Source organism: Phyllobacterium sp. 21LDTY02-6, from assembly GCF_023554255.2.
Lineage (GTDB): Bacteria > Pseudomonadota > Alphaproteobacteria > Rhizobiales > Rhizobiaceae > Phyllobacterium.
The window spans coordinates 374,568-387,728 of sequence record NZ_JAMJWD020000005.1; the positions used below are offsets into that span (position 1 = coordinate 374,568).

Here is a 13,161-nt window from a genome sequence, read left to right on the forward strand (position 1 = left end):
CGGAGGCAGATGACTGAGTTTTGAAGAGGAGAATCAAAACCTGAACTTTTTGTTATGAAGCCTCAGACGCAGTATCGCGCACTTCCCCAATCAGAATGCGAGTGGATCTTAATCGCAGCGACGACATGACGAGATCAGGCAGTGAGGCGAGGCCGACTCTTGTGCGTAGCGGAGCAGGGCGGGGGTGGACGAGGCAAATTGTCGTTCGCGCGGCCTTGATGAGCACCATGCGATCGGTAGCGTCGTTTACCCGTATCTCCAGCCACTAGGACATTCTTCCGACGCTCGGCCCGGTCGGAGCAGGACATCGGTCCGGGTTGTGGTTATGATCCAGCGTTGACGTAATTTGAAAGAGTGAAAGACGCGACGGCGGACGGCGGAAGTGGCAGCGGTGACGATGGGAGAAATGACGGCATAGTCTGGCTGCCATCAATCGTGACACCGTACGCTTGTCCAGAACGCGGCAGAGCCTTGCAAACTCTACTTCAGATCGTGATCCGAAGGCGGTAAAACGCGAAGCATTTCTAGTCTGCTTCCATTGATGACCAAGTATGCTCCATCTCGCCGAGCTCGGCCAAGAGAGCCGCCCCGGTGCGTATGCCGTTCACGAAACAGTCGATTCGCAGATTCTCGTTGGGCGCATGGTTGTCCTCGTCCGCATTGGCATAGGGCACCACAAAGGCTGGAATGTTCAGTGTCTTCGTGAAGACGTAGTCGGGCAGGCTGCCGCCCATCGTCGGGTAGAGCAGTGGTTCCACGCCCTGAGCGGCCAGCACCGCCTTGCGGATGGCATCACCATAGGGAGAATCCATCGGGGTCTTGGAGGGCAGCATGCCGTCCAGTGGCACGAACTCGACGTCCGGCGCATGCTTCCTCACATGGGCACCAACCTTCACCAGCACGTCGGTCGGCGTCATCGCCTCGACGAGCCGGATGTCGCACTTGGCGATGGCCTCGCAGGGCAACACGGTCTTCGTTCCGGGGCCGCCATAGCCACCGTGCAGGCCGTTGATGGTGAGGGTCGGATGAAACATCAGACGATCGTAATAGGGCCGGCCCTGCGGGGCGTCGAGCGCGGCAAGCCCGAGCTCTTTCTTCACTGCATCCAGGTCGATGGGAAGCGCTGTGGCAGCCGCCCGTTCTAGATCGGACGGAGGCACGATCGCGTCGTGCAACCCTTCGATCGTTATGTTGCCGGCCTCGTTGCGCATCGTACCGAGCAGGTGGACAATCTTCCAGATTGCATTCGGCACGACGCCGCCAAAATTGCCCGAATGTACATCATGGCTTGCGGTCTTGGCCCGCAGCTCGAAGGATGCCATGCCACGGACTCCGAATGTCATGGTGGGACGTCCGGATGCATGGATCGGACCATCGGCCGTAACTACTAGATCGGCCTTTAGCCTTTCACCATGCTGGCGAACGAATTCAGCGATGTGCGGGCTGCCAATCTCCTCCTCTCCTTCCAACAAGACGATGACATTGCATGGTAGATCGGCGTTGACCGCCAGATGGGACTCGATCGCCAGAAGCTGGGCGAAATGCTGTCCCTTGTTATCGCCGATACCGCGCGCGTAGATACGCCCGTCCCGGATGGTCGGTTCGAAGGGAGGGCTCAGCCATGCCTCCAGCGGTTCGGGCGGCTGGACGTCGTAATGGCCGTAGAGAAGAATTGTCGGCTTGCCGGGCTTGTGGCCCCACCGTCCCACAATCATCGGATGGCCACGGGTCGCAATGGCCTCGACATCCATTCCGAGCTTGCCGAGCATCTGCACGAGGATGTCGGCGACCTCGCGGATGCCGATGTTCTGGGAGCTGATGCTCGGGTGGCGGACATAATCCATTACCCGTTCGATGAAGCTTTCTTTATTGCTGTCTATATGGCGGAAGATTCCGTCGAGATTGGAATTGGAAACGCTCATTGCGGGACTCCGGCATCACGGGTGAGAAGGATGGCACCGGACGGATGAACGACCCCGCTCCAGCCCGGCAAGACGAGGGTCGTGGTATCGAGCTGCGTCAGGATGACCGGACCGGCCAATTTCTGCCCGGCCCCGAGCTGCTTGCGATCGAAGACCGGCACATCGACTCCCCCCATTTCGAACTGCACCGTCTTGTAGCCAGCCGTCGGCGCAGCAGCCCTTTCGCTCAGCATCGTGACCGGCTGTTTAGCGGTACGGCCAGTGGCTTCAACACGCAGGGTGATGAGCTCCACCGGACTGTCCAGCGTAAAGCCGTAGAGGGCAAGGTGCTGGGAGGCGAATGCCGCCTCGGTCTCCTCCTTCGTCCCGCCCCAGGCGACGGCGAGCTCACCGCCCTGCCCATGGTAACGCAGCAGCGCGACCCGATTGCTGAGACGGACCTCCGGCAGCACGCCTTCGGCTTCGAACCAAGACCCGGCTTCCGCTTCGAGTTCGGCGAAAATTCCGTTGGCGACGTCGAAATCTATCAAGCCCGCCTTTGGAAGCGTGCGATTGAATTCCGCCTTTAAGTCCGCAGCAAGCAGCCCGTCCGCACAGAGAACGCCCGGTGCCGGTGGGATCATTATGCGCGAGATCCCGAGAAGCGTGGCTAACGCGCAGCCATGCAGCGGCCCCGCGCCCCCGAAAGGCACTAGCGTGAAGTCACGGGGATCGTGGCCGCGCTCGACGGAAACCACGCGGACGGCTCCCACCATATGATTGTCGACAATCGCTAGTATGCCGCGGGCCGCGGCTTCGACCGACAGGCCGAGTGGTTCGGCGACGCGATCCGCGACGACCCCGCGGGCCGCCGCGACATCCAGCGCCATGCCGCCGTCCAGCAGCCGGTCCGGCAGATGGCCGAGCACCACATGAGCGTCGGTGACCGTAGCCAGGTCCCCGCCATGGCCATAGGCTGCTGGGCCGGGCCGGGCTCCGGCGCTACGCGGACCGACGGTAAGCGTGCTGTCGGCCACGTCCGCAATCGAGCCGCCGCCGGCGCCGATCGTTACCATGTCGACCATCGGCAGCGGCAGCGGCCAGTCTCCGATCCTGCCGCTCTGAGTGAGGCCGATCCTGCCGTCCTTGATCAGGCAGATGTCGGCGCTCGTACCGCCGATGTCGACGGTGATGAGATCGCGGATGCCGCAGGCTGCAGCGATGGCCCGAGCGCCAACGACACCGGCGGCAGGGCCAGAGAGCGCCGTCAGGGCGGGCGCTTGACGGATAGTGGAAGACCCGGCAACGCCACCGTTCGACTGCATCAGCAACAATGGTGCTTCGACACCCTTGGTCTTAAGACGCTGCTCCAGACGGCCGATATAGGTCGTCACACCCGGCATCACCGTTGCATTGAGAACGGTCGTCAGCGAACGCTCGTATTCGCGCACCACTGGCAGGATATCGGTCGAAGATGTGACGGCGACGTCCGGTAGCGCTTCGCGAAGGATCGCGACCACCCGCCTTTCATGAGCCGGATTGGCAAAGGCATGCAGGAGGCAGACGGCAACGGCCTTCACCTGCATGGCGCGCAAGGCCTCGGCCGCTTCGGCCACACTCTTCTCGTCGAGAGACAGTCGGACGATGCCGCCAGGATCGATGCGTTCGTCGATCTCGACGATACGAGACGGCGGCACCGGACGCTTCGGCTTTATCCATGTGTAGAGATTGGCCTTGCGCGGGATATCCTGCCGGCCGATAGCCAGTACATGGCGAAAGCCGCGCGTCGTCACTAGGGCGGTCGGCGCGCCCTTGCCTTCGAGGATCATATTGGTGGCGACGGTCGTGCCGTGTAGCACCTGTGTCAGGGCACCGGCCGAACGATCCGCCATCGACAGGGCAAGATTGATTCCCGTCAGGAAAGCTTTCGATGGATCGGCCGGGGTGCTTGGCGTCTTAGTCCGCCAGACCTGCCCGGTGGTACGATCGAGAAGGGCGATGTCGGTGAAGGTGCCGCCGATATCGACGGCGACGGAGAGGGGAGATTTAGGTGATAGCATCAACATACTCGCGACGATGGAATGCAAGAACGGGGAACCGGGGGGCGCGGCGATCGCGGGTCGCGGCATGGTCGACAACGCCGTTGAGAATGACGACGCCGTAGTGACGCTCGGCCGCCTCGTAGCTGACGAAACCGCCCAGCACGTCTTCGAGCACCGCGGCGTCCGGACGGTCAAAGGGATGGCCATGGCCGCCGCCGCCGCCGGTCTCGATTCTCAAGACGTCTCCGCGCTGCAGCCTATTGCCATCGGATAGCGGCGCGAGGACCCGCTCGTCGGCAGCGCCCGGATTGACGGTCACCCGACCAACGCCGCCGGACATGCCGCCAGCGATGCCCCATGGCGGATTCTGGACGCTGTCGATGCGGATCGCCAGAACGAGCTCCTCGGCCAGGATTTCATATTCCCGCACTATGCCGCAGCCACCGCGAAAACGTCCGGGGCCGCCGGAATCGCGCACTACGCCGTATTCCCTGAGGCGAACCGGATAGCCGACCTCCAGGAATTCGACGGGATAGTTCTCCTGAGCGACGAAATAGACGGCATCGATACCGTCGGCGAACGGCCGCGCGCCATAGCCGACACCGATGCCGTCGGCCAGCAGGAAGCGCTCTCTCACGCCGCTGTCATTGATGAAGGTGCCGCGCATGATGGCGATCACATACGCCGAATGGGCAGCCGGTGCCCCGCCACCGGCGACGTTCACGAGGCCGTTCAGAGCAGCGAGCGTGCGCATCATGGTGAGACCGCGCATGCCGAGCGGTGCGGGAAACCGTGGCCAGAGGAGCGAGCCTTCGCGCAACCGCACCTCGTCCAGCGCCTGCGGTCCGCCGGCATTGCAGACCTGGCTCGTGTCGCCGCCGAGATAATACAGCCCGAGTGCCATGCCGGGAACCCCCGGGTTCATCAGGAAATTGACCGGCCCTGGGGCCTGGTCGTCCGTCTCCGTCGCATCAAAGATGAAGCGGTCGTGTCCGTTGGCCTTTTCTCGCGTCAGCGCGAAGCGAATCTTGAAAGGACCGTTTCCGTGTCCATCGCTGTCGATGGCGTCGGTGAAGCAATGCGTACCATAGGGAAAGGTCTCGGCCAGGCGGCTGCGCACCAGACGGCGCGTACGGGACAGAAGCTGGGCCAGCGCGTCGGCAACCACATCGGCGCCGAAGCGGTCCAGGATTTCCGTCACGCGCTTGACGCCGAGCTCGACGCTCGCCATCAGCGCTCGCATGTCCCCGAGACTTTGCTCCGGGAAGCGGGAATTGCGGTGGAAGATCGCAAGCGCGGCCTCATTCGTCTGTCCTGCATCGATGAGCTTCGTTGGCGGAACGATGATCCCCTCCTGGAAGATCTCGGTGGCATCGGGGCTGATCGAGCCGGGACGGATGCCGCCGATATCGGCGAAATGCGCCCAACTCATTACGAAGGCCTGGCGCTTGCCGTCCTTGAAAACGGGCGCCAACAGGACTTGGTCGTTGGAATGCGAGACTGCTCCGCGCGATCCGTAGCAGTCGTTGTACCAGTAGAGATCGCCCGGTCGCATGCTGTCGGGAGAAAATTCTGCGAAGACCGGCCCGGTGATGTCCCCGAAGATCGGCACCATCGATCCCACCGCCATCACACCGTCCCGGTCGAACAGAGCGGTATAGAAGTCCTTCTTTTCGCGGATGAAGGCCGAGATCGCGGTGCGTTCGAGAAGGGCTTCCATTTCGGCTTGCGCAGCGCCAATTGCTCCCCGCACGATTTCAAGCGTTACGGGGTCGCAGACGTTGGCGCTCTCGGACGGGTCGAATTGGCTGGGACCTGGATCAGTCGAGCGGAGCATTGGTGGGGTCCTTGATGAGCAGAAGGGTGACTGTGCTGATGATGGCGGAGACGATGATGAAGATCGCCGGTGCGATCGGGCTTCCCGTCACGCGGATCAGGAAGGTCGAAATGAATGGTGCAAATCCGCCGAAAATCGTGACGGCCAGACTGTAGCCGATCGAGAGGGCCGTAACGCGCACCTTGGTCGGGAACAATTCTGCGAGGATGGTGCAGAGCGGGCCCGCATACATGGCCAGCAGAAAGGACGCCACGCATTGGATCAGTATTAGACTGGCACCGGTCGGCACGCCGGACAGCAGTGCGAACAACGGGTAGGCGGCAAGAATGTAGCCGATGGAGGAGATGAGCAGCACGGCCTTGCGACCGATCCTGTCGGAAAGAGCCCCCATGACCGGCGTGAATACGGTCAGAACGATCGCAGCGATGGTGCTGGCGTAGTAGGCGGTGCCTGCCGAGATCCCGAGCTGGCTGGAGGCGTAGCTGGGGATGAAGATATTGAAGACATAGTTTCCGACCGTGCCGACGATGGAGAGGCCGAAGGCGGCAAGGACAGGCCTGCGGTAGCGAGTCAACGTTTCTATCACGGGGCTGGTCGTCGTGTGATTTTTCTCGACTGCGTTCTCGAAAGCTGGCGTCTCGGCCACCTTCGAACGCAGATAGAAGCCGACCGGTGCCAGCACGAAACCGACGATAAAGGGGATGCGCCAGCCCCAGTCGATCATCTGATCGCTGGTGAGCAGTGAATTGAGGAGCGCCGCCGAAAGCGAACCGGCAATCAGCGCCAGGCCCACACTGGTCTGCTGAATGCTACCGAAGAGACCGCGCTTCCCCGGTGGCGAATATTCAACCAGAAAGGCGGCCGCCCCGCCCCATTCCCCGCCAGTCGAAAACCCCTGCACTAGGCGGCACAGAACGAGGAGGAGCGGTGCCCATACGCCAATCCAGGCATGCGGCGGGATGAGCCCGGTCAGGGCGGTGGCGGAGGCCATTAGCCCTACGGTGAGAACCAGGGCAGCCTTGCGGCCGTGCCGGTCTCCATAAGTGCCGATGACTATCGCGCCAATGGGACGCATGATGAAGCCGACGCCGTAGGTAGCGAAGGCGGCCAGCAAGGAGATCACTTTGTCTCCGGTAGGAAAGAAATTCGCGGCGATCTGTGATGCGAACAGGCCGAAAATGAAGAAATCGAACAATTCGACGAAATTGCCGATAGCGCACGATAGAACGGCGCGCCGCCGTATCAGATTGAGATTTCCTGTGGCTGATGGTTCCATCCCACTCAGCTGCGAAGCTATTTGCGACATCGTTGTCCCTCTGGTGACAGGCGCCCCGATTGGACGCGCGATCTAACCGCCGCGGTTTGTTCCGCAGCTCGCTCATTTTCAAAACCTTGGGCGATGGGCTTTTTGACTGCGGCCGTGCGCGAGGCATCAAGCGGATGCCTCGGCGACGAACGCCTGTTGCCTTCTTGTCTGACAATATGATAGCCAGATCAAAAATGTTTCGTCAACGCTTTTTTGGCTAACTAAGAGGCGTGATTATTTTTACAGCAAAGGGAAATGCGATGGGTTCCATAGCCAGGTGGCTTGATGCCAGATACGACCAGATGATGGAGCTCCTCAAGGAGCTCGTCGACCAGGATAGCGGCTCTTATGACAAGTCGGGTGTGGATGCTGCTGGCATCATCCTGCAGCGCTTCCTAATTGATCAAGGCATCGCCTGCGAGCGCATTTCGCTCCCTAACCAAGGGGACTGCTTCCGGGCCATCGTTCCGGGACAGACGGAAGGCCCGCCGGTAATGCTGCTTGGCCATCGCGATACGGTCTTTCCCAAAGGCGAGGCGGCGAGGCGGCCGTTCGGCATCGCCGGTGATCGCGCCTATGGGCCCGGAGTTGCCGACATGAAGGCCGGTCTCGTCATGAACGCCTTTGTTCTTGCTGCCTTTGCCGCCACAGGCGGAGCACCACTGCCGTTAGTGGGGCTGTTTACCGGAGACGAGGAAATCGGATCGCCGGGCTCACGGCCGCTCATCGAGCGGGAGGCAAGGCAGGCCGGCTACGTCTTTAATGCCGAGCCCGGGCGCATCAGCGGCAATGTAGTCACCGGCCGACGCGGCGGCATCTTCTTTCGCTGCGATATCGCGGGTAAGGCCGCGCACGCTGGCTTGAACTTCGATGAGGGTCGCAGTTCAATACTGGCAGTCGCCCGCAAGATTGAGCGCTGGATGACGCTGCCGCAGCAATTTGGCGGTATCACCGTGAACGTTGGGACCGTGGCGGGCGGCATATCCGTCAACACCGTTGCCCCGCACGCAACCTGCGATATTGATCTGCGCTATGAGAGACTCGAGGACCGTGATCGGCTGATTGCTGCCGTCGAAGCGATAGCAAGCCAGCCGAGCGTTGACGATACGGCCGCGGAGATTCGGATTTTGGGAGAATTCATGCCGATGACACAATCGCCGGCATCTAAAGCCCTGTTCGAGAGATATGTTCGCGCGGCAAGCGCAATCGGGCTCGATGTCGATGGGGAATTCACCCGATCCTGCGCGGATTCGGGGCTGACCGCTGCCGTGGGAACCCCGACCTTGTGCGCCGTCGGACCCGTCGGGGGAAAGGCGCACAGCCCAGAAGAATATGTTGAGCTTTCGACGCTCGTTCCCCGCGCGCAAGCATTGGCGCTCACCATTGCCGCTTTGACGGCGGACTGATAGAGGAGAGCAATGAGCGTTTTGGCCGATAAATTGAGTCTTCTGGGCCCGCCCGTCCTCGTGAGGGAACAGGCATTCGAGCAGGTTCGGGACGCCATTCTGGCCGGGACGCTCGCTCCCGGCACGCGCCTGATCGAACGGGAGCTTTGCTTGGCGCTCGGGATCAGCCGGGCATCGGTACGCGAAATGATCCGTCGGCTGGAAGCGGAACGTCTGATCCGTGTCGAAGGACGTAAAAGCCCTGTTGTTTCCACTCTGACAAGGAAGCAAGCAGCGGAGATCTACGAGGTACGCGCATTATTCGAAAGCCTGCTCATCCGTCGCTTTACCGACATTGCCAGTGACGCAGAGATCGCGGAATTGCGGACCATCTTCGAAGCTGTTCGGGAAGCCGCGACCAAGAACTCGATCAATGAGATCGTGGCGCTGATGCGCCGCCTGAACGAGCACCTCGTGCATGTCGTTGATCATGAGCTGATCGAGGATCTACTCGGCCAGCTGAATGCGCGCATCAACTGGCTGCGCGTCAAGGCGATGACACAGCCCGGGCGCCTGGAGACCAGCATCAGCGAGCTTTCCGCTATCCTGGAGGCCATCGAACAACGCGATGCCGAAAGGGCCGCCCTTGCCATGGCACAATCTTCGGCAAATGCCCGCAATGCCGCCCTCGAACAACTGCTGATGGAGGGATCTGGTGAGCGACAACCTAAGAAGATGCGAAGTATCTGATACGTCTCTGTCCATTTTATCAGTGCTAGTTAGCGACTTATCAGTGCTATTACCGATCAAACTCACAAATCGGTGCCGGCGAGTTCGTTGCGAAACTTAGGCACACCGGGCCCTCGAGTTGCTCGGGAGCCCGGTGTGGGGATATCCACCTAATCGGCAATTTTGTTTAATGACTGTCGAGCAGAGTGCCGGTTTACCGCTGCACGGTTTTTGCTGGTGTCGTTGTCAATTCCCAATGGTCCGGCGCCGACAGAACCAATTCCTTCAGGTTGTTGACTGCTGTTGTACCGGCGATTGCATCGCGCCCAAGGACAGCGGCCTTGGCGAACGCTGCCATACGATCTCCGACAAGCTTCATGTTATCTGAGGCCTGGGTGCTCAACTGATGCGGACCATTGAATACAAATATATCCTTCAATCCAGATGCTCTCCGGTACGCGTCGAACGAGCCTTCGAGACCCTCCACGTAATCCCATGTACCTTTGACTATCTGCAACGCAGGCCATTTACCGATGTTCGCGAGTACGCCCGAGTCGACGTAATAGGTGGTGCTGAATTCGGTCCGGAGCGCAGCCTCGATCATGTCGTGCCCGCCCATGCGGTAGCCCAGACCACCGGCGTTGGGGCCGTAGAGAATGGCTCCCTTGACGTTCTTGTTGCCGATCGCCGGGCCGCATTTCGCGTCTGACACGTCATAATTGCAGTTCTCGACGAAGTTTTTGTGCATGGCCCAAGCCGCAGCGTACGACCCGCGCGAATAACCGCCGAGCACGACCGGCATTTCGGTTACCGATGCGTCGTTGAAAATTGCGTTCACGGCCTGCTCACCGGACAAGGTTTTTCCCTCAGGCGTGAGCAAACGCAAGCCTTCACCCTTCTCGAGCTGATCCAGTTCGCGGAACATGTCATTGGCTTGCTCTGCGGTGTTGTAGCCGTTAAGGCCCCCTGAGATGCCGTTCCCGCGCCGATCCGTGACAAGCACATCAAAACCGGCTTCGTTCAAGGCATAGATGAAGCCTCGCCAGTGCCGCATTCCCGGCTCTTCCGATACACCATCGGGAAACTCTCCCGCTTGATATTTCCCGGTGGCAGGATCTTTAACAACGCCTTCGGTGGCCGGATTGTCGATGGCGGTAATCTCGTTGCTGCCACCATTGTTCATGATGACGAGCGCGCGCCGCCGTTCTTGATCGCCGACTTCAGAGCCGACAATGTACCAACCGCGAAGCTTGATGTCGCCTGTCTTCCGGAGGTGAAGACGTTCATAGCTGTCGCGTGGCACCGTGAACTCCACCGTGTAGGTGCGCTTCTCGACCTTGGCGATCGGTTCCCCATAGGGTGACTGACCAAAATAAGACGGCCGACGGATGTCCTTGAGATCGACTTTCCCCTCCGGGTCGATCTTGCCGGCCTTGTCGACGGCCCCGGTGTCGTGGTCCTCGATCTTGGCGAATCCCTTGGCTCCCTTACGGGCAGCGGCTGCACATGCCTCCTCTTTCTTGCATTCCTCCCACCGTTGACGAATTTTCGCGTCCGTGAACTCGTCAGCGTAGTAATCAGTGCCGCGATAGTTTTCAGGTACAAGCTGATTGGTCGGCATGAAGGGATGGCAAATGCCGTCACTGCCAAGATAACCCGGCAGGTCGGCATTGCGATCATAGTTCACATGCGCCCGACATTCCGGCACCGGCGTGCCCTTGTTCACCACGTGCTCATTGCTTGCAAAGGCGGTGCCGGCAAATGCTGTTACAGCCATTGCTGCGGTAGCGACTAATTTCAACATGGATTCCTCCTAGATAGACCGTTTGGGTGCACGACCGCGCTAGTCCTTGCAAAGTTGTTGCGCAACAGATCTCGCCACGGGGCTCGCCTGATCCGCTTCTGGAAGGATGTTCGCGCCTTCGACCCGACGAATAAGCTTGTCGGCATCCTGCCGCAGGAGGAATCGCCTTTCGATCTCACGCTTGACTGCAGCTTTTACCTCGCAAAGGTAGCCTTCCTTGGTGCCGTAGCGCTCTTCGAGTGATGGGCGAGGGTCACCGGCCTGCTCACGCTGTTCTTTGGTTGCTGCGAACGGAACATAGCCGCCCGTGAGCCCGCCGCCACAAGGCTGTCCCTTGAAAAACCCGCCTGCCGTCGCATTCCAACCCGTATAGGTGCCGAGTGGCGCTGCGTGCAGAACTGAGGGGATACCGGATGTTTCATTGCCATCCGCATTCACCCTGGGCATGAATGGCGGAATCGTTTGCTTGATGTCAGGCGGCTGCTTGGAAAGGGCGCCAGAGAAATCATTGTAATTGAGGTCTTTGCCGAAGTCGTAATCCATCAATCCAATCGCGAGACCAGTTGGTTCCAAAACACCAGGGATACCCGGAAAACCCATGGCTTCGGATGTGTTTTCAGCGAGATCGCCGTGAGCAAGTGTCGGGTAAGAACTTGGAGGCGGCTCGACACCGTGCACAACCCAGTCGACCAAAGCTACCGCCAACGCATTCATCTGCTCAGTCTCAGCGTTCGGGTTCTCCGCTAAGACGCAAGAACGACTTGGCCTTCCCGCTACCTCGAAGCTGGTCGTGTCGGCGCCGCCATGGGTTGTTCCTGGAAAATAATACCGCCGTACGTTGTCAGGCAGTGGGAGATCCGCTTTGCGGTCCGTTCCGACCAACGCGATGGTAAACAGACGTGCGTTAAATTCGGCCGCGCCGAAGGTTTCCATAATTTTTGGGCAAGTCTTGCTCCTGATACACCGATCGAGAAGGCTCGCTTTTGCACGCCCACGGACCTTGTCTTCATATGGAGACCACCACAAAACACCTTCGCCGCCTGGCTCATAAAGCGTTCCCGAGCCGCTCGGGAGGCCGAAGCGGACATTGATCGTGGTTAGCCTGCCGGCGATGTGGGGGCTTGCTCCATCGAAAACGATGCGATGCTTCTCATCCTCGTTGAATCCGAGCAGCAGGAAGGTCTTTAAGGTGTTTCCGGACTGAGACACCCCCTTGATAATGGCATGCTTAATTTGTCCGCCGACCGGATTCTCGTTGCCGCTCCTGTCCCTGCTCTCGTAACGAAAGAAGGAGGCGACGTCCCGGATTCCTGCAAGCCCGATCCCAAGCACAAGAGGATCTTTGGCATTGTAAACGACCTCATAAAGAAAATGAGGGTCAAATCCATCCTTCAGGCAAATCTTGCGGGGGTCCGGCTTTCCCGGGAATGGGATGTCCTTGCAATCTGCGAACGCCCAATCTGTTGGACTGACTTCCTTGACTGGACCGACTTCACCGGAACGTTTTTCCGACGACTTCTTGATGAGTCGAGCCTGCTTCGTGTCCAATGAAGCAGCGTCATAAGGAATGGCTCGGCCAAGGATCGCCAAGGGCATCGTGTTGGTGCCGGGTTTGGCGTCGACGATGCGCGCAAGCACCTTGCCTGTGACCGGAGTACCATCGGAATTGATGGCAACGGGAACGCTTGCGGCATAGTTGTCACTTTTCTGAGGGATATCGCCCTGCCAGCCGCTCAGCAACTGAACATGCCCGTAGGCGTTCGGCGCAGCTGCACCAGTGCCACGATTAACGATATCGTACCAAAGCACACCGCTCGCCTTATCCATGTCGACAGGCTTAGCGAGGGTGAACTTGGTGTCATATTCGACAAGTCCATCCGCATTACGAGGCGCCAACGCGATATCTGTTACAATGGCGTTGAGAGGATCAGTGGGGTCGAGGGTCCCGTAGGCTCGACCCGTTATGATTTCATAATTCCCGATTTCGTTGTTTGCGTCGGATCCGTTTGCGACAACTACCTTGCTTTCTATCGCGATACGCTTCACCTCGGCATTGGCTTGCGAGATCGTGGCCGCTATCGATATACCAAACGCCACGCACAGTGCCTGTGGCCTGCGTGTTTTCATGCGCTCCTCCTTTCGCAGAAATAGATTTAG

At 59.8% G+C, this 13,161-nt stretch carries 8 protein-coding genes; 2 read left to right on the forward strand and 6 right to left on the reverse strand.

Annotation, left to right across the window (positions count from 1 at the left end):
• Window positions 1-524: 524 nt before the first annotated feature.
• The 4 genes from M8997_RS18435 to M8997_RS18450 are packed head-to-tail and all read right to left on the reverse strand — an operon-like array spanning window position 525 to window position 7,086.
• A complete protein-coding gene (locus M8997_RS18435) occupies window positions 525-1,922 on the reverse strand; it encodes a M20/M25/M40 family metallo-hydrolase (protein ID WP_250015780.1) in 1,398 nt (465 codons plus the stop codon).
• On the reverse strand, window positions 1,919-3,961 hold the full coding sequence (locus M8997_RS18440) for a hydantoinase/oxoprolinase family protein (protein WP_250015783.1): 2,043 nt from the start codon (window positions 3,959-3,961) through the stop codon (window positions 1,919-1,921). Before M8997_RS18440 ends, M8997_RS18435 begins: the two co-directional genes overlap by 4 nt.
• Window positions 3,948-5,780, reverse strand: coding sequence for a hydantoinase B/oxoprolinase family protein (locus M8997_RS18445; RefSeq protein WP_250015785.1), 1,833 nt, complete (start codon window positions 5,778-5,780; stop codon window positions 3,948-3,950). Before M8997_RS18445 ends, M8997_RS18440 begins: the two co-directional genes overlap by 14 nt.
• Window positions 5,764-7,086, reverse strand: coding sequence for an MFS transporter (locus M8997_RS18450; protein WP_371929603.1), 1,323 nt, complete (start codon window positions 7,084-7,086; stop codon window positions 5,764-5,766). Before M8997_RS18450 ends, M8997_RS18445 begins: the two co-directional genes overlap by 17 nt.
• Before the next feature lie 260 nt (window positions 7,087-7,346).
• On the opposite strand from M8997_RS18450, the gene M8997_RS18455 reads away from it, so the two are divergent.
• On the forward strand, window positions 7,347-8,492 hold the full coding sequence (locus M8997_RS18455) for a M20 family metallopeptidase (protein ID WP_250015789.1): 1,146 nt from the start codon (window positions 7,347-7,349) through the stop codon (window positions 8,490-8,492).
• 12 nt (window positions 8,493-8,504) lie between these two features.
• Window positions 8,505-9,221 (forward strand): GntR family transcriptional regulator, encoded by a 717-nt coding sequence (locus M8997_RS18460; protein WP_250015791.1) that lies wholly within the window; start codon window positions 8,505-8,507, stop codon window positions 9,219-9,221.
• A gap of 193 nt (window positions 9,222-9,414) precedes the next feature.
• Here M8997_RS18460 and M8997_RS18465 read toward each other — a convergent pair whose 3' ends face one another.
• Both M8997_RS18465 and M8997_RS18470 read right to left on the reverse strand, forming a co-directional pair.
• Window positions 9,415-11,004, reverse strand: a complete 1,590-nt coding sequence (locus M8997_RS18465) for an alpha/beta hydrolase (protein WP_250015793.1) — start codon at window positions 11,002-11,004, stop codon at window positions 9,415-9,417.
• Between the two features lie 39 nt (window positions 11,005-11,043).
• Complete coding sequence (locus M8997_RS18470; protein ID WP_250015795.1) at window positions 11,044-13,131, reverse strand: alpha/beta hydrolase domain-containing protein; 2,088 nt, start codon at window positions 13,129-13,131, stop codon at window positions 11,044-11,046.
• Between the last annotated feature and the right edge of the window lie 30 nt (window positions 13,132-13,161).